The 16,547-nt window shown below is 61.8% G+C and carries 15 protein-coding genes; 9 read left to right on the plus strand and 6 right to left on the minus strand.

Annotated elements, in window-relative coordinates:
* Positions 1-18: 18 nt before the first annotated feature.
* From IEX27_RS09770 to IEX27_RS09780, 3 genes are read right to left on the minus strand one after another with little or no spacing between them, the layout of a single operon-like run.
* Positions 19-981, minus strand: a complete 963-nt coding sequence (locus tag IEX27_RS09770) for an aldo/keto reductase (RefSeq protein WP_188720863.1) — start codon at positions 979-981, stop codon at positions 19-21.
* A gap of 10 nt (positions 982-991) precedes the next feature.
* On the minus strand, positions 992-1,903 hold the full coding sequence (locus IEX27_RS09775) for a cupin domain-containing protein (RefSeq protein ID WP_188720864.1): 912 nt from the start codon (positions 1,901-1,903) through the stop codon (positions 992-994).
* A gap of 27 nt (positions 1,904-1,930) precedes the next feature.
* Positions 1,931-2,824 carry a beta-keto acid cleavage family enzyme gene (locus IEX27_RS09780; RefSeq protein ID WP_188720865.1) on the minus strand — a complete coding sequence of 298 codons (894 nt, stop codon included), beginning with the start codon at positions 2,822-2,824 and terminating at the stop codon, positions 1,931-1,933.
* A 221-nt stretch (positions 2,825-3,045) separates the two neighbouring features.
* Here IEX27_RS09780 and IEX27_RS09785 point away from each other — a divergent pair, with 221 nt between their 5' ends.
* Together IEX27_RS09785 and IEX27_RS09790 are read left to right on the plus strand one after the other, a co-directional pair.
* The gene (locus tag IEX27_RS09785) at positions 3,046-3,822 is read left to right on the plus strand and encodes an HpcH/HpaI aldolase family protein (RefSeq protein WP_188720866.1); all 777 of its coding nucleotides are present in this window, start codon (positions 3,046-3,048) and stop codon (positions 3,820-3,822) included.
* A 34-nt stretch (positions 3,823-3,856) separates the two neighbouring features.
* Positions 3,857-5,344, plus strand: a complete 1,488-nt coding sequence (locus IEX27_RS09790; RefSeq protein ID WP_188720867.1) for an aldehyde dehydrogenase family protein — start codon at positions 3,857-3,859, stop codon at positions 5,342-5,344.
* A gap of 54 nt (positions 5,345-5,398) precedes the next feature.
* On the opposite strand, the gene IEX27_RS09795 is transcribed toward IEX27_RS09790, so the two are convergent.
* Complete coding sequence (locus IEX27_RS09795; RefSeq protein ID WP_244630316.1) at positions 5,399-7,018, minus strand: GMC family oxidoreductase; 1,620 nt, start codon at positions 7,016-7,018, stop codon at positions 5,399-5,401.
* A 149-nt stretch (positions 7,019-7,167) separates the two neighbouring features.
* On the opposite strand from IEX27_RS09795, the gene IEX27_RS09800 reads away from it, so the two are divergent.
* Positions 7,168-8,328: a sialidase family protein gene (locus IEX27_RS09800; RefSeq protein ID WP_188720868.1), complete on the plus strand. Its 1,161-nt coding sequence runs from the start codon at positions 7,168-7,170 to the stop codon at positions 8,326-8,328.
* Between the two features lie 106 nt (positions 8,329-8,434).
* Positions 8,435-8,893, plus strand: a complete 459-nt coding sequence (locus tag IEX27_RS09805; protein WP_188720869.1) for a nuclear transport factor 2 family protein — start codon at positions 8,435-8,437, stop codon at positions 8,891-8,893.
* Here the strand turns inward: IEX27_RS09805 and IEX27_RS09810 are convergent.
* Both IEX27_RS09810 and IEX27_RS09815 read right to left on the minus strand, forming a co-directional pair.
* Positions 8,890-9,867: an NAD(P)H-dependent flavin oxidoreductase gene (locus IEX27_RS09810; RefSeq protein WP_188720870.1), complete on the minus strand. Its 978-nt coding sequence runs from the start codon at positions 9,865-9,867 to the stop codon at positions 8,890-8,892. The genes IEX27_RS09805 and IEX27_RS09810 overlap by 4 nt on opposite strands.
* Positions 9,868-9,907: 40 nt before the next feature.
* The gene (locus tag IEX27_RS09815) at positions 9,908-10,546 is read right to left on the minus strand and encodes a TetR/AcrR family transcriptional regulator (RefSeq protein ID WP_188720871.1); all 639 of its coding nucleotides are present in this window, start codon (positions 10,544-10,546) and stop codon (positions 9,908-9,910) included.
* 193 nt (positions 10,547-10,739) lie between these two features.
* Between IEX27_RS09815 and IEX27_RS09820 the strand changes: the two genes are divergently transcribed.
* From IEX27_RS09820 to IEX27_RS09840, 5 genes are all read left to right on the plus strand, one after another.
* Positions 10,740-11,618: a shikimate dehydrogenase gene (locus IEX27_RS09820; RefSeq protein WP_188720872.1), complete on the plus strand. Its 879-nt coding sequence runs from the start codon at positions 10,740-10,742 to the stop codon at positions 11,616-11,618.
* The gene (locus IEX27_RS09825; protein WP_188720873.1) at positions 11,615-13,504 is read left to right on the plus strand and encodes a bifunctional sugar phosphate isomerase/epimerase/4-hydroxyphenylpyruvate dioxygenase family protein; all 1,890 of its coding nucleotides are present in this window, start codon (positions 11,615-11,617) and stop codon (positions 13,502-13,504) included. Before IEX27_RS09820 ends, IEX27_RS09825 begins: the two co-directional genes overlap by 4 nt.
* Positions 13,505-13,658: 154 nt before the next feature.
* Positions 13,659-14,642, plus strand: a complete 984-nt coding sequence (dctP, locus tag IEX27_RS09830; protein WP_373869874.1) for a TRAP transporter substrate-binding protein DctP — start codon at positions 13,659-13,661, stop codon at positions 14,640-14,642.
* An 80-nt stretch (positions 14,643-14,722) separates the two neighbouring features.
* Entirely contained in the window at positions 14,723-15,241 is a 519-nt protein-coding gene (locus tag IEX27_RS09835; RefSeq protein WP_188720874.1) for a TRAP transporter small permease, read from the plus strand.
* Positions 15,238-16,539, plus strand: a complete 1,302-nt coding sequence (locus IEX27_RS09840) for a TRAP transporter large permease (RefSeq protein WP_188720875.1) — start codon at positions 15,238-15,240, stop codon at positions 16,537-16,539. The genes IEX27_RS09835 and IEX27_RS09840 overlap by 4 nt, the downstream gene beginning before the upstream one ends.
* The last annotated feature ends 8 nt before the right edge of the window (positions 16,540-16,547 follow it).

A 16,547-nucleotide genomic window follows, 5' to 3' on the forward strand; every position in this document is an offset into this window, starting at 1 on the left:
TACGGATAGCGAAAGGCTCTACAGATCACCCGTCGCCGTAATCACGTTCCCGAACATCGTCTGCAGTTTCTCGATCACGTCGGGCGGGAGCGGGCTGCCCTTGATGGCGGCGATGTTCTGTTCCAGATGCTGGAACTTGCCGGTGCCCGTCATCACCACGCTGATGCCGGGCGTATGGCGGCAGAAGCGATAGGCGGCTTCCGTCAGGCTTCCCGCAACGCCGCCACGGATGAGCAGTGAGGACAGGTCCCCCACTTCGGCGGCAGCCTCAGCCGGGATCTCGCCCTTTTCAATGAGTTCTTGCACCAGGTTGTTCAGTGTTTCCTTTCGCGCAAGCGCGCCGCGCACGGCATACATCGCCATCACGCCTAGGTTCTTTTCCTGCGCGGCCGGCAGCACCTCACGGGCGTTCGACTGATTGACGAAGTTGAAGCCCAGCATCAGCACGTCCCACACGCCATCGGCGATGGCGCGCTTCATCGTCTCGTGTTCGAGGTCGACGCCAAAACCTTCGGTGATGCCGAGATAGCGGATCTTGCCCTGCTGCTGTAGCCGCTGCAGCTCAGGCACCAGCTCATTCAGGCAATGGTCATACTGGTTCGGCCGCACCCCGTGCATGTGAAGGATGTCGACATAGTCAGTCCTGAGGTTTTTCAGGCTCTGCTCGACGCTCCTGCGCAATTCTTCCGCGCTCGCGAATTCGAGACTGTCAAAGGGAGCCCCCTCCCTGGTGCAGCGCGCCTTGGTGGAAATCACCACCTGGTCGCGCCGGCCTTCGACGCCTTCGCCCACGGCACCTTCAGTGCCGTAGACGGAGGCCGTATCGATCATGTTGATGCCATGATCGATCGCCATGCGCACCAGCTCGGCGGCCTGAGACTGGCTGGCGCCATTCTTCATGCCGAGCCGGCTGTTACCCCCTGCGCCGAGCACCGCGACGCTGACGTTGAGGCCGGTTCTGCCGAGCGTGGTCATGTCCATGAAAGAATCCTTACTTTGATGGCATGGGATAGTCGTCTGCGTTGAGAATCCATCCCTGTTTCTGGGAAAAGTCCAGACGCGGCGGCGAGAAAATGTCGACCAGCTGATTGACGCCCTCGCCTTCCGCCCTTGTCGTATGGATCGCCGGCGGCGGGATGATGCAGACGGACGGGGACTCGCAGAAGATGTGCTCGTCCTCACGCCACATGTCCATGTTCGTCGTCCACGGCCAGCGCAGGTGGTGCGTGAAGGTGCCGCTCAAGGCCAGCGAACATTGCTCGAAGTCGTCATGGTGGTGCGGCGAGAGCTTGTCGCGCTCGCGCGGTCCCACACGTTCGTCGAGATAGTTGATCATGAAGGTCGTGCAGCGATAGATGCGCCCGAAGCGGCCCGGCTCCTGCGGCACGTCGAGCGTGTACCACTTGAGCTTCAGTCCGCCTTCCGGCTCCGGCCATGGCTCAAAGGGCGGCACATTTGGGTGCGGCCCGCTATATTCGGCAGCGTTGGAAGCCTTGCTTGCGAGATCCTCGGACTTCGGCGTGAAGAAGCGGATCATGCGGCCGGGCGTCAGCATGCGGATCGAGCTCTTACCGGGCGGCACGAAGGCCACCGAATAGCCGGGCACGACCGTGCTGCCCTCTTCTGTGGTGATCTCCAGCGACGTCTCCGCATCCGGAATGATGATGGCATATTCATCGATCTGGGCGTCACGGGCGAAGGTGCCGCCGCTCTCGCCTTCCGTATAGACGACGACGAAATTCGCCCCGCGGGTGATCCAGGTCTTGCCGGAAGCATCCGAGATCTGCGGCTCGTCCTTGTAGAAGAGCCCGAGCTGGGCAGGGAAAAATGACTTGTGAACCCAGGTCGGCGCTTCCTTCGGCTGTCCCTGAAGGCTGGAGCGCGGGTCGCTCTTGTCATACATGTGAGCTATTCCTCCTGATTGATACTTTCAGCCCGCCCGAGGCGGCTGCTTCTTCAGACCCAAGATTTCCCTGGCCTCGCCGGCCGTGGCGATCTTGCCGCCGAGTTCGCGGACAATGCGTACGGCCTTTTCGACCAGGACGGCGTTGCTCTGGGCGAGCACGCCCTTCTCCAGGTAGATGTTGTCCTCAAGTCCGACGCGAACGTGGCCGCCGAGCAGCCATGCCTGCGCCAGCATGGGAAAGTTGAAGCGCCCGACGCCGAAGGCCGCCCAGTTGGCCTCGGCCGGCAGCAGCGATTTCATGTAGAGCAGGGTCTCGGGCGTCGCGATCGCGCCATAGCGCACGCCAAGCACGATCTGGAACAGGGCCGGCATGTCGATCCGCCCGTCCTGGATGAAATGGTTGGCGAGCTGGATGTCGCCTGAGTCAAAAACCTCCAGCTCCGGCAGCACGCCGGAATCGCGGATGATCTCGGCCATGATGGCAAGGTTGCGCGGCGTGTTAATGACGACCGACGAGCCCGAATACATGGTGTTGAAGTCGAGGCTGCAGATCTCCGGTCGCAACTCGCGGATATGCTCGACCCGAAGTTCCGGTCGCATGAGCGTCGTGCCGGGGGCGGCCACGCTCGGCTCATCCTCGCTGGGTATGAAGCGCTGGCCGGGACCGGTGGTGAGGTTGATGATGACATCTTCGTCGGCGGCACGCAGGCGCTCAACCACCTCACGATAGTGCTTGAGCTCCATGCTCGGACGGCCATCCGAATGACGGACGTGGATATGCACGATCGCCGCTCCGGCACGCACCGCTTCAAGGCAGGCGTTGGTTATCTCCTCCGGCGTGATCGGCAGATACGGCGTCTGCTCGGGCGTCGTGATGTTGCCTGTCACCGCGCAGGTGATGATGGTCGGATTCGGCAATGATGGCTCCTGTGCCCCTCTTGAATGAGCCTATCTGGGCGCACAGCCCCCGCTGCCGCAAACGCTTTGGCCGACCGTTTCGCGCTAAGAAATAGCCCCGCCCTTGCCCCGTTTCGTTCTGAGAAATAGCGCGCCGAAGCACTTAGCGGCCTCACGCCTGTTCCGATAAACAGGGTTGAACCTTTGTTTTTTCCCGCAGTTCAGGCCCAGCGAGGCAGCCCATGACCAACGAAGTCCGCCCGAGCTTTGCATCGTTCAAGGAGCGTCTCAACGCCCGTGAGCGGATGCTCGGCACGTTCCTGAAATTCCCGACGACGCAGGTGATCGAGATACTCGGCACCATCGGCTATGACTTCGTCGTCATCGACCAGGAGCATGCAGCCCTCGACCGTGGCATCACCGACCTGATGATTCTTGCCGCCCGTGCGGTGAACATCGCACCAATCGTCCGCGTGAACGAGTTCACGGATGCGACCATTCTTTCTGCGCTCGACAGTGGCGCGATGGGCGTCATGGTTCCGCATGTGACCTCGGTCGAAAAAGCCGAAGCGATTGCGCGTGCCTGCCGCTATCGCAACGGCAGCCGGGGTTTTGCTGGCTTCAGCCGTGCCTCGGGCTGGGGTGCGCTGGGCGCATCTCAACATATGGCCCGCCAGGATGAACAGGTCACCTGCATCGCGATGATCGAGGATCAGGACGCGGTGGAGCTCGCAGGCAACATCGCACGTGTCGAAGGCATCGATGCGCTCTTCATTGGCCGAGGGGACCTCACCGCATCCTTCGGCGATGATCCGAATGCGAAAGAACAGGTCGAGAAGATCAGCCGCCGGATCGCCGACGCTGCGCGGGAGGCCAACGTGCCGCTCCTCATGCTGCCGACCAGCAAGGCAGACCTAGCCTTCTCGAAGGAGCTGGGCGCGACCGCCATGCTGGTTTCCAGCGACCACGGCTTCATGCGCTCTGCGGCGGCAGCCGCTTTCAGCGACTATTCGGACTGATCCGTCGCGCGGATCAAGAGTTGGAGCAGACTTCGTGGATAACCAACTGCAAAGCGCCAGGAAGATCGCGGATGAATTCCTCACGCGCCGGCACCGCCTCCTGATCGGAGGCGAGTGGGTCGGGGCAACGTCGGGGAAGACCTTCCCCACGCATGACCCCGCCACCGGCCGGACGATCGCGGAAGTGGCGGAAGGAAGTTCCGAGGACATCGACCGCGCGGTCGCTGCTGCCCGCACCGCTTTCGACGAGAACCGCTGGATGAGCATTGCGCCCACGAAGCGGGCTGCAATCATGGACCGGGTGGCCGTCCTTCTTGAAACCAATGCCGACGAGCTTGCCGTGATCGAGACGCTCGACAACGGCAAGCCGTTGAAGGCCGCCAAGGACGACGTCCTGCGCTGTGCAGAGAAATTCCGCTATTGCGCGGGCTGGATCACCAAGCTTGAAGGCAAGAGCTTCGACGCGGTTCTGCCGGCGGGCTGGCACGGTTATTCCGTGCGCGAGCCGGTGGGCGTGGCCGGCCTCATCGTGCCGTGGAACTTCCCGATCTCGATGGCGGTGAACAAGGTGGCGCCGGCACTCGCCGCAGGCTGCACGATGGTGCTGAAGCCTGCGGAACAGACGCCGCTCACCGCCCTTCGGCTTGGCGAACTGCTGCTGGAAGCGGGCGTTCCTGCCGGTGTCGTCAACATCGTCACCGGTTATGGTGCGGAGGCAGGCGCCGCTCTTGCCAATCACCCGGATGTCGACAAGCTCTCCTTCACCGGGTCGACCGTTGTCGGCAAGGCGATCGTGCAGGCCTCGACCGGCAACCTCAAGCGCGTTTCGCTGGAGCTCGGCGGTAAGTCGCCGGTCATCGTCTTTGCCGATGCGGACCTGAAGCAGGCGATCACAGGCATCGCCCAGTTTGTCTTCGGCAATACAGGCCAGAACTGCGGGGCCGGAACCCGGCTCTATGTCGACCACCGCGTCTATGACCAGGTGCTGGCCGGTGTCTGCGCGATTGCGGAGAAGCTGGTGGTTGGCTCTGGCCTCGACGCGAGAACGGACCTCGGCCCCATCATCTCGCAAAGGCAGCTGCAGCGCGTCATGGGCTATATCGACGGCGCCTCATCCGCCGGTGCCCGTGTGCAGACAGGCGGTCGGCAGATCGACAGCGAAGGCTATTTCGTTGAACCGACCGTGCTGACGGGGACTTCGCCCGACATGGCTGTCTGGCGCGAGGAGATCTTCGGACCGGTACTCTGCGCGCGCAGTTTTCAGGAAGACGAGCTCGACGCCGTTATCGCCGACGCCAACAACAGCACCTACGGGCTTGGCGCCTATGTGTGGACGACGAACCTTCGCTTCGCCCACACCACCGCGAGCAGGCTCAAGGCAGGCTTTGTCCGGGTGAACGGCGGTTCGCATTTCAACGTGATGCCGTTCGGCGGCTACAAGCAATCCGGCTGGGGACGCGAAAGTGGGCGTGAGGGGATCGAGCTCTTCACCGAGCACAAGTCAGTTATCATGGGACTGTAGAAAAGGGCGGTCAGCGCCGCCCTAAAAGCTTTTCATTTCAAGCGGCTGCAAAAGTTATTTCCCGGACCGGATCATGTCCGCAGCCTTTTCCGCGATCATCAGCGTCGGCGCATTCGTGTTGCCGCTGGTAAGGTCCGGCATGACGGACGCATCAACGACGCGTAGCCGATCGACACCGCGCACACGCAAGCTGGCATCGACCACCGAATCTGCGTCACTGCCCATCCTGCACGTGCCGACGGGATGATGCGCGGTGCTGACATATTGCTCCAGGTAGCGGTCAAGCGCCTCGTCTGTAACGGCGCTGTCACCCGGCAGGATCTCCGCACCGCGTGATTTTTCGAAGGCCTTGTCCGCCAGGATCCTGCGGCCGAGACGGATGGCGCCACGCAGCAGGCGGCGGTCGTTCTCACTGCCTAGAAAGTTTGGCACGATCCGCACGGAAGCCGCCGGATCGGGCGACTTGAGCGTCACCGACCCACGGCTTTGCGGATGCAGGAGAATGATGCTGCAGCCGAAGCGGTTGGGGCCCTGGGCCGCAATCAGCGGGAACCACGGGCGCGCCAGCCGCGAGATCGGCCGGAAGAGATACTGCACTTCCGGCACGGGGCTTTCCGGATCGAGATGCACGAAGCCGAGCCCGCTTGAAGGCACGTTGGTCGCCGAGCCCTTTCCCGCGAGATAGGCGGCAAGGCCATTGAGGATCGCCCGATCCCAGCGGGAGGCGCGCATGAAGGGGCCCTCGTCCAGCCGGTCATATTCGAGCAGCACCACCGGATGGTCCTGCAGGTTGCGGCCAACAGCGGGCAGATCAAGCAGCGGCGCGATCCCGTGTGCCGCAAGTTCAACCGCCGGGCCGATGCCGTTAAGCATCAGGAGCTGCGGAGAATTGTAAGCTCCGCCGGCAAGGATCACCTCGCGGCGCGCGCGGACGGTGTGCAGATTTCCGCCCCTGCGGTAGATCAGTCCCGTCGCCCGGCCTTCCTCGATCGTCAGCCTTTCAACCAGCGCGCCGGATTCGAGCTTCAGGTTCGGACGCTTGAGCGAGGGTTTCAGATAGGCGACAGCCGCACTTGCACGGCGTCCGCCGCGCAACGTCTGCTGGAGCGGCGCGAAGCCTCTCATATCCCCGCGATTGTAGTCCGGATTGCGCGGCAGGCCGTAGGCAGGCAGCGCCTCGGCGAAGGCAGCGTTGAGCGGATCCTGATAGGCGTTCTCGCGCACGTCTAGTGGCCCATCCGCCCCCCGGCATTCCGCGCGCTCACCTGCCCAGTTTTCGAGCTTGCGGAAATAGGGAAGCACGTCCTCATAGCTCCAACCGGTCGCGCCATTACGGGCCCAACGGTCGAAATCCTCGCGGTGCCCGCGCACGAAGACCATGCCGTTTATGGAGGATGTGCCCCCCAGCACCTTGCCGCGCGGCAGCGCGACCACACGGCCACCGAGATTTGGCTCAGGCTCGGAGTTGTAGCCCCAGTCGAAATAGCGCTTCTGGTTTATGCGACCGAAACCGAGCGGCACATGAATGAGGATGCTGCGGTCAGCCTTACCTGCCTCCAGCACCAGAACGCTCGTGTTCGGATCTTCCGTGAGACGGGCGGCAAGCACCGATCCAGCCGTGCCGGCACCGACGATGATGTAGTCGAATTCCATGAAAGCCTCTGTCCGCCCCATGCGTCGCATGCTCCTGTGATTGCACCAGAAGGGGTGCCGCCGTGACCATTTTCCCGCGCCATTTCGGGTCGCGAAATTGCATCTGATCCAGCTACGCAGCCGCCCGCCACAACCCTAGAACCGGGTGAAGTTTGAATGGCGAGGTGCCCATGACGGGAAAGCAGGACCAGGTGAAGGATGCGGTGCACCGCGTCGTCTACCGCAACGAAGAAGCCTTCAGCAGCCATCCTTTCCTTGGCGGCCTGTGGCGCGTTGTGAATGGCGATCTGGTGCTCGCCTTCATGAAGGCGGACTGCACCTATGTCTCCGGCGGCGACGTCAACCACGACAAGATCACCATGTCACGCCGGCAGATGTGCGCGATCCGCTCGGGTGACAATGGCGCGACGTGGGATAGCGAAAACCTGGTCCCGATCTTCGAGACGCCGGAGCCTGCTATCGCTGCAGAAGCTCCCCTCGATCCGGAAGAGCCCTTCGACATGGATAGCGCCGACACGATCGTCGCCATGGGTTCCTCCCCTGCCCTGCTGGTGGCAGACGCCAAACCGTGGATGCGCATTTCGACCGATGGCGGGCGCTCCTGGCGCAGGCCTTTCAAGCTCCCGATGAACCACTTTGCCTCGCTCTCCGGCCATGGCTCCTTCGTCAGACGGCAGGACGGCATGTGGCTTGCCGCACTCAGTGCGGCGTCAAGCGACGGTTGGCGTCGCCGGGCCCTGCTCTACGGGAGCCGGGACGGAGCGGACTGGAATTTTCTCTCGTGGATCACGCCGCCTGTCTTCGATGATGAGATGGACGCGCCGCACACGGGCACGCCGCGCTTCTGGGCGCACCGCTACTTCTACCCGCGCCCCATCTGTCTGCGCGACGGCCGCATCCTGGTCAGTGTGCGCTCCCAGCGCGACCCGACCGGGGCATTGTGGACGGAAATCTTTGAGAGCCAGGATCACGGACGCACCTTTCATTTTCTCTCCCGCGTCAATGACTGGGGCGCGCCCGGGGACCTTCTTGAGCTTGCCGACGGCAGGATCGTCTGCGTCTACGGCTATCGCCTGAAGCCCTATGGTATCCGCGGTCGCGTGAGCAGCGACGGAGGCCGCACGTGGGACGACGAGTTCATCCTGCGCGACGATGGCGGCAGCTGGGACCTCGGCTATCCGCGCGTTCTCGAGCTCGAGCCCAACCGGCTTCTGGCCGTCTACTACATGAACCGCGCGGACGATCCGGTGCAGGCGAATGGCGGCGTTCGCCATATCGCGGCAACCGAATTCTCGCTTCCTTCAGACACCGCAAAGGGCTTTTCGCCGTGAGAAATTCCTCTCCGTGGCGCAGGCGCATCAGCGCGGGCTGCCCTAAGACGCAAGGAAAGAACGTGACAGACGATCTCACATCCAACCATTCCAGGAGTGGCAATTGTTGACCAAGACAGATCAAGACGACCGCCTGAACATTGCCCGCGAGCTGGAGCTTCAGCTGGCCGACTTCTGGCACGACGTGGACACGAACTGGGGGCGTACCGCCGCCGATTTCTACACGGAGGATGGGGTGTTCGAGGCGAGCGGCGCGACCTATCGCGGCCGCGAGAAGATCCGTGAGTTCTATGCCTACCGCATCGGCCGTGGCCCGCGCATCGCCGCGCACACGTTCTCCAATTTCCGCGCAGAGGTGATCTCCGCGACCGAAGCAAAGACCACCTGGTACCTGTTGCTCTACGCCCATGACGGCGAACCGGTGCTGCCTTCTGCGCCGCCGATCCTGATCGCACTCGCCTCTGACCATTGCGTGCGCGATGACGACGGCAAGTGGCGCTACAAGCACCGCAAGTTCGAGGCCTGGTTCAAGGGCGGCGTGGAAACGACAACCCTGAAAACCTAGACCACTAGCCCAGGCAGGGTGTTACGCATGAGCTCGACCGCCTCGCTCTCGATGCGGTCGAGAAGTTCTCTCACGGTCGGGATATCATCGATCAGGCCCTGTGCCTGGCTAGCCCAGAAGATGCCCTGGCTGAGATCGCCGGACCTCAGCAACTCGCGTCCCTTGGCGCCCTTCACAAGGTCCGCCACATCGCCGAATTGCACGTCCGGGCTCTTCAGGCGGATGGCGACCTCGTCGGAGACAGCACTCTTGCCGACGCGAGCGGTGTTCCTGAACTGCCGGAAGATGAGGTGCGTGCCGCGCTCGTCGTTAGCAAGGTAGGCCCGCTTCACATTCTCATGGATCGGCGCTTCGACAGTCGCGCAGAAACGCGTTCCCATGTTGATGCCATGAGCGCCGAGTGCAAGGGCCGCCACGAGCCCACGGCCATCGGCGATGCCACCCGAGGCGATGATCGGGATCTTCACCTTGTTGGCAGCCGCCGGAATGAGCACGAGGCCACCAATGTCGTCCTCACCCGGATGACCCGCGCATTCAAAACCATCGATCGAAATGGCGTCGACGCCCTTGCGCTCCGCCGAAAGAGCGTGGCGCACCGACGTGCACTTGTGGATGATCCGGATACCCGCTGCCTTGAAGATCTCCCAGATTTCCGCAACAGCCGATGTGCCAGCAGTCTCGACGATCTTCATGCCGCTGTCGACAATCGCCTCAGCATAGGCGCGGTAATCGGGCGAGTTGATAGTCGGGAAAACGGTGAGGTTTACGCCAAACGGCTTGTCTGTCATCGACCGGCAGCGCTCGATTTCGGCTCGTAGCGCCTCGGGCGAAGGCTGGGTCAGCGCCGTCAGGATGCCGAGCCCACCGGCGTTGGACACGGCGGAAGCAAGTTCCGCAACGCCCACGTTCTGCATGCCGCCCTGGACAATCGGGCGCTCGATCTCAAGTAGTTCCGTTATGCGCGTGCGGATCATAGTCTCTCAACCAGGTCAGAATTCTCGGCCCCCCAAGGAGCTAACCGTTCGTCACATAGGCGATGACGGCGTCGGCGATCATCTGCTTGTGGCGGCCGTAAGTTTCGGGTTCCGAAAGATCGCGATGGAAGATCGTTCCGAACGTGTAGCGGTTGGATACCCGAAAGAAGCAGAAGGCGCTGATCAGCATGTGCAGGTCGATCGCGTCCACGTCCCGGCGGAACACCCCTTCCCTGCGGCCGCGCTCGAGAATGTCTGCGATGGTGCGCACGATGGAAATGTTGAGGTTGCCGATCGCGGTTGAGCGCTTCATGTGTTCGGCGTAGTGGATATTCTCGATGCTGACGAGGCGGACAAACTCCGGGTTGCTCTCGTCATGGTCGAAGGTATTGGCAACGAGCGTTCGCAGCGCCTCCACCGGCTCCATGCCAGCGAGCTCAAGGTCAGCTTCCAGCGTGCGAATCTTGCGATAGGCCTTTTCCAGCACGGCAAGGTAGAGCCCTTCCTTGCTGCCGAAGTAGTAGTAGATCATCCGCTTGGACGTGCGCGTTTTCTCCGCGATCGCGTCTACCCGTCCGCCGGAAAGCCCGAATGCGGAAAACTCTTCCGTCGCAACGCGCAGAATGTCCTCCTTCGTGCGCTCCGGGTCATTCCTCCGGGTCTCTCGTTCGCTTGCCATTCCCACGATCTTACAACCTCCCTCGGCGAATGATCGCCGCTCGCACACAGGTCATATTGGGGTTTGCCCAAGCTTTCAATGCCAAGCTCGATTGACACGAACTAGTTCGTACATTATCGCTGAAGTCAATAATGCGTTTTGGAGGAGCGCTGCCGGCGGAGGTCAACACCATTCCAGCCGGCGTGTGGTGAGGATGCAGACTTTTCGCGCTGGCTTGATTGGCAGGGGAATTCAGGCTTCGCTGACACCGGCGATGCATGTCGCCGAAGGCCGCGCCAACGGCCTTGCCTACACCTATGACCTCCTTGACCTCGATCATCACAAGGGCGTTCCGTTGGCAGACCTCATTGCCGATGCGGAAGCGCGTGGTTTCGGCGGCCTCAACATCACGCACCCCTGCAAACAGGAAGTGATCCAGCATCTGGATTCGCTTTCGCCCGAAGCGGAAGCGCTCGGTGCGGTGAACACGGTCGTCCTGCAGGACGGCAAGCGGCATGGCAACAACACGGACTGGTGGGGCTTTGCCGAAAGCTTCCGCCGTGGCCTGCCGGATGCCGATCTCACGTCAGTTGTTCAGTTGGGGGCGGGAGGCGCGGGCGCCGCTACGGCCTTTGCAATTTTACGTTCCGGCGCCCGCAGCCTGACCATTTTCGACCCGGACCAGAACCGCGCGGCAAATCTCGCGGAAACCATGGGCAGGCATTTTCCCGATGCGACTGTGGAAGCTGGCGAAAATCTGGAGCAGACGATCGCCGGCGCAACCGGCCTCATCCACGCTACACCCACGGGCATGGAAAAATATCCCGGCCTGCCGCTGCCGGCCGAGTTCCTCCACCCTCACCTCTGGGTGGCGGAGATCGTCTATTTTCCGCTCAACACGGAATTGCTGGTAACGGCGCGCCATCGCGGCTGCCGCACGCTTGATGGAGGCGGCATGGCCGTCTTCCAGGCGGTGAAAGCCTTCGAGCTCTTCACCGGCATCGTGCCGGATGCCGGACGCGTGCAGCGTCACTTTGCTGAACTGACGCAAGGAGCGCAGCAGCCTGCTGCCGCAGGAGGGATCGCATCATGAAGACCTCCATCGCCACCGTTTCGATCAGCGGCGAGTTTCCCGAGAAGCTGCAAGCCATCGCCAAGGCGGGCTTCGACGGCGTAGAGATCTTCGAAAACGACTTCCTCGCCTATGACGAAAGCCCGCGCGACGTCGGCCGGATGGTCCGCGATTTTGGCCTGGAAATCACCTTGTTCCAGCCCTTCCGCGATTTTGAAGGCATGCCGGAGCCGCACCGCACGCGCACCTTCGACCGCGCCGAACGCAAGTTCGATGTCATGCAGGAGCTCGGCACCGATCTTGTTCTCGTCTGCTCCAACGTCTCGCCCATCTCGCTTGGCGGGATCGACCGCGCGGCCGCTGACTTCCATGAACTGGGTGAACGGGCAGCCAAGCGCGGCCTTCGCGTCGGCTACGAGGCGCTCGCCTGGGGCCGCCACATCTCCGACCACCGTGATGCCTGGAAAATTGTGCGCCGCGCCGATCATCCCAACGTCGGGCTGATCCTCGACAGCTTTCACTCGCTGGCGCGCAAGATCGACATCGGCTCCATTCGGTCGATCCCGAAGGAAAAGATCTTCATCGTCCAGCTGGCCGACGCGCCGCTGATCGACATGGATCTGCTCTACTGGAGCAGGCACTTCCGCAACATGCCGGGCGAAGGCGATCTGCCCGTCACCGACTTCGTCGCGGCAATTGCCGAGACCGGCTATGATGGCTACTTCTCGCTTGAAATCTTCAATGACCAGTTCCGTGGCGGCTCGCCAAAGGCGATCGCTGCCGACGGTCACCGCTCGCTGATCTACCTGGGTGACCAGGTGCGCCGCCGGCCGGGTGTTACCAGCCTTTCCGTACCTGCGATGCCCGAGCGTGCCGCGGTCAAGAACGTGGCCTTCGTCGAATTCGCCGTCGATGAGGCCGATGCGGATCAGCTAACCGCCATGCTGAAGACGCTGGGCTTCCGCCGCACCCAGGCCCATAGGACCAAGAAGGTCGACGTCTACCAACAGGGCGAGATCCGCATTCTGGTCAACACAGAATCTGTCGGCTTCGCAAGCTCCGCCTATGCAGTTCATGGCCCGTCGGCCTACGCAATGGCGCTTGAAGTAGAAGACGCGGATGAAGCATACCGGCGGGCACTGGCTCTCGGCGCCGAACCCTTCAGCCAGCCGGTCAATCCCGGTGAACTGGAGATCCCGGCGATCCGCGGCGTCGGCGGCGGGCTCGTCTATCTCATCGATACGAAAACGCAGCTCGGGCGGCTGTGGGAAGTGGACTTCCAGCCGGTCGAAGCCGGAGAAGACCCTGAACCCGCACATCTGACAACCATCGATCACGTTGCACAGACAGTGGCTTACGAGGAGATGCTCACATGGCTTCTCTTCTACACCTCGATCTTCGACACGCGAAAGTCGCCGATGGTCGACATCATCGATCCGGCAGGCGTCGTGCGCAGCCAGGTCATCGAGAATGCTGCAGGAAGCCTGCGCATCACGATGAACGGCGCGGAAAACCGGCGGACCCTGGCGGGCCATTTCATTGCCGAAAAGTTTGGCTCCGGCATCCAGCATATCGCATTCAACACGGACGACATCTTCGCCACAGCAGCGGCACTGCGGGCAAACGGCTTCAAGGCGCTGCCGATTTCGCCCAACTACTATGGCGACGTGGAAGCCCGTTTCGGCCTTGATCCCGAGCTGACCGAGCGGCTGCGCTCAGAAAACATCCTTTACGACCGGGATGAGGACGGCGAATACTTCCAGCTCTACAGCGGGACCTTCGCCGAAGGATTCTTCTTCGAAATCGTGCAGCGCAAGGGCTACAGGGGGTATGGCGCGGCCAACGCGATCTTCCGGATCTCGGCGCTTAAGAAACAGATCAGGCCTGAGGGGATGCCGACCGTATGAGAAGTGAACTGACAGAATTCGCGTCAACGCGCGCGCAGTCGTTGACCAAACGAACTGTTCCGTACATCGTAACTGCAGCTCGACAGGCAGGGGCGATCGTCCGGAGGAGCCAACAGCAAGTCGTGTGAACTACAGTCCAAGGAGGAGACACATCATGATGAAGATCACTCGCCGGTATATGCTCGGCGCAGCGATGGTTGCAGCAGCAGCCTTCGCCGTGCCGGCGCTCGCTCAGGACAAGCCCGTCCTGAAATTCTCGGCCGTATTCTCGGAGCAGGACATCCGCGCCGAAATGACGAAGAAGCTGGGCGAAGCCATCAGCGGCGACTTCAAGCTGGAGCCCTACTACGGCGGCAACCTGTTCAAGCAGGGCACCGAGCTCGTCGCGATCCAGCGCGGCAACCTGCAGATGGGCAACATCGCTCCGCAGGATATCTCGAAGCAGATCCCGGAATGGTCGGTGCTGACCTCCGCCTATCTCTTCCGTGACGCCGCGCACGTGACCAACTTCTTCAAGAGCGAGACGGGCGAAGAGTTCAAGAAGATGGCCGAGGACCAGCTCGGCATCAAGATCCTGGGCCCGACCTACTTCGGCGCCCGCCAGGTCGGCCTGAAGCCGAACAAGAAGATCAACACGCCTGCCGACATGGCCGGCATCAAGCTGCGCATGCCGGGCGGCGACGCTTGGCAGTTCCTGGGCGAGGCCATTGGCGCGAACCCGGTCCCGGTTGCTTACGCCGAAGTCTACACCGCGCTCCAGACCGGCGCCATCGACGGCCAGGACAACCCGCTGCCGAACGTCCAGAACATGAAGTTCTACGAAGTGATGTCGCAGATCGTGCTCACCTCGCACCTCATCGGCTATGACCTGCTCGTCGTCTCCAAGGATGTCTGGGACAAGATGACCCCGGAGCAGCAGCAGTCCTTCCAGGCAGCCGCCGACGAAGCGATGAAGTGGAGCGAAGACCAGCACATTGCCCAGGAGCAGACCCTGCTCGACGAGTTCAAGAAGGCCGGTCTCGAGATCTACGAGCCGGATCAGGAGGCTTTCCGCAAGTTCGCCCAGGAAAAGTACCTGAACTCGGAACTCGCCAAGTCCTGGCCTGAAGGTATCCTCAATAAAGTCGCAGGCATGTAATTCCCGCCTTTTGACGAACAACAAAAGACTATCGAGGCGCGCTGACTGAAAGGCGCGCCTTCCTGGGGGAGGTACAGGTGATGATCCAGAAACTGACTGCGGCCGGCGAATGGCTGAGGCGACGAGCGGAGAATATTCTCTGCCTGATGCTCTTTGCGATGTTCGTCGTCTTCATCCTGCAGATCGTCTTCCGCTACCTCCTCAATCTGTCCATCGGCTGGACGCACGAGATCAGCGTCGCCCTGTGGATCTGGATCGTGCTCTTTGGCTCGGCCTTCGTGATCCGCGAGCAGGACGAGATCCGTTTCGACCTCATCTGGGGCAGTGCCGGCAACAATACCCGCCGCGTGATGCAGATCCTCTGCGCCGCCGCGCTCATCTTCCTGTTTGGTATCTCGCTCCCCGCGATCTACGACTACGTGACCTTCATGAGGGTCGAGAAGACGGCCTATCTGAAGATCCGCTTCGACTATCTCTATTCGATCTATGTGGTGTTCGTGGTGGCCATGATCATCCGCTACATCTGGCTCGGCATCCAGGCCATCCGCGGCAAGACGCCTGAAGCATTCGATCCTACCAAGGCTGGTTCTGGCGTATGAACTTCGCAAGCCCCTTTTCCCTTTCGATCGTCATCATCACGATCCTCGCTTTCCTGGGCCTGCCGATCGGCCTTGCCATGCTCGTGGGTTCGACGCTCTACCTGTTCCTCACGGGCGCTGACATGGGCATCGTTGCCGAGCAGTTCCTGAACGGCATGTACTCCAACTACGTTATGCTGGCCGTGCCGCTCTTCATACTGGCGGCGGAGTTCATGAACGTCGGCTCGATGACCGAGCGGTTGCTCAACTTCTGCAACGTGCTGGTCGGACGCTTCCGTGGTGGTCTTGCCCAGATCAACATCCTGCAGAGCATCATCTTCGCTGGCATGTCCGGCTCCGCGATTGCGGATGCCGCTGGCAGTGGCCGCATGATGCAGAACATGATGACGGCAGGCGGGCGCTATACGCCCAGCTATGCGGCTGCGTTAACAGCCGTCACCGCCGTTGTCGGCCCAATCATCCCGCCGTCGATCCCGATGATCCTCTACGCGCTCGTCTCGGACGCATCGATCGGTTACCTCTTCATCGCCGGAATGGTTCCGGGCCTGCTGATGTCCGGCCTCCAGATGATGCAGGTGGCGATCACGGCGCGCCGCAAGAATTTTCCGGTCGAGGATCCTGTCCCGCTGCGCGAGATCCCGGGCATCACCATCCGCGCCTTCCCTGCCCTGATGATGCCGGTGGTGCTGCTCGGCTGCATCTATACGGGTATCACGACGCCGACCGAGGCAGCCGCCCTCGCCGCAGCCTATGCACTCGTCATCTCGGTGGTGCTCTACCGCAGCATCAGCCTCAAGGCTTTCTACCAGTCGCTCTACACAAGCGCGAAGTCATCGACGTCCATCGGCATGCTGATCGCAGGTGCGCTGGTCTTCAACTATGTGGTGACGATCGAGAATATTCCGGACGAAATCCGCGTGCTGCTGACGGGCATGGACCTGACGCCAACCGGTTTCCTGATCCTCGTCAACGTGATCCTGCTGCTGCTTGGCTGCGTGCTCGAAGGCACCGCGATCCTGCTCATCATCGTGCCGGTCTTCATCCCCACCGCGCAGGCGCTCGGCATCGACCTCGTCCACTTCGGCGTTGTCGTGGTGGTCAACATCATGCTGGGACTGGTGACGCCGCCTTACGGCCTGTTGCTCTTCATCATGACCAACATCTCGGGCGCTCCTGTCCGCGATATCATTCGCGACGCCCTGCCCTTCATCTTCTGGATGGTGGTCAGCCTCCTCATCATCACCTTCATTCCTGAAACCGTGCTGTGGCTGCCGCGTCTGCTCGGGTACCAAGGGTAAGGAATTTC

Origin of the sequence: Nitratireductor aestuarii (assembly GCF_014641695.1) — a bacterium.
Taxonomy (GTDB): domain Bacteria; phylum Pseudomonadota; class Alphaproteobacteria; order Rhizobiales; family Rhizobiaceae; genus Chelativorans; species Chelativorans aestuarii.

Excerpts from the sequence above, each read along its gene's own strand:
- IEX27_RS09770 (WP_188720863.1), bottom strand. The coding sequence starts at position 981 with ATGGACATGACCACGCTCGGCAGAACCGGCCTCAACGTCAGCGTCGCG.
- IEX27_RS09775 (WP_188720864.1), bottom strand. The coding sequence starts at position 1,903 with ATGTATGACAAGAGCGACCCGCGCTCCAGCCTTCAGGGACAGCCGAAG.
- IEX27_RS09785 (WP_188720866.1), top strand. The coding sequence starts at position 3,046 with ATGACCAACGAAGTCCGCCCGAGCTTTGCATCGTTCAAGGAGCGTCTC.
- IEX27_RS09795 (WP_244630316.1), bottom strand. The coding sequence starts at position 7,018 with ATGGGGCGGACAGAGGCTTTCATGGAATTCGACTACATCATCGTCGGT.
- IEX27_RS09800 (WP_188720868.1), top strand. The coding sequence starts at position 7,168 with ATGACGGGAAAGCAGGACCAGGTGAAGGATGCGGTGCACCGCGTCGTC.
- IEX27_RS09810 (WP_188720870.1), bottom strand. The coding sequence starts at position 9,867 with ATGATCCGCACGCGCATAACGGAACTACTTGAGATCGAGCGCCCGATT.
- IEX27_RS09815 (WP_188720871.1), bottom strand. The coding sequence starts at position 10,546 with ATGGCAAGCGAACGAGAGACCCGGAGGAATGACCCGGAGCGCACGAAG.
- IEX27_RS09820 (WP_188720872.1), top strand. The coding sequence starts at position 10,740 with ATGCAGACTTTTCGCGCTGGCTTGATTGGCAGGGGAATTCAGGCTTCG.
- IEX27_RS09825 (WP_188720873.1), top strand. The coding sequence starts at position 11,615 with ATGAAGACCTCCATCGCCACCGTTTCGATCAGCGGCGAGTTTCCCGAG.
- dctP (WP_373869874.1), top strand. The coding sequence starts at position 13,659 with ATGATGAAGATCACTCGCCGGTATATGCTCGGCGCAGCGATGGTTGCA.
- IEX27_RS09835 (WP_188720874.1), top strand. The coding sequence starts at position 14,723 with ATGATCCAGAAACTGACTGCGGCCGGCGAATGGCTGAGGCGACGAGCG.
- IEX27_RS09840 (WP_188720875.1), top strand. The coding sequence starts at position 15,238 with ATGAACTTCGCAAGCCCCTTTTCCCTTTCGATCGTCATCATCACGATC.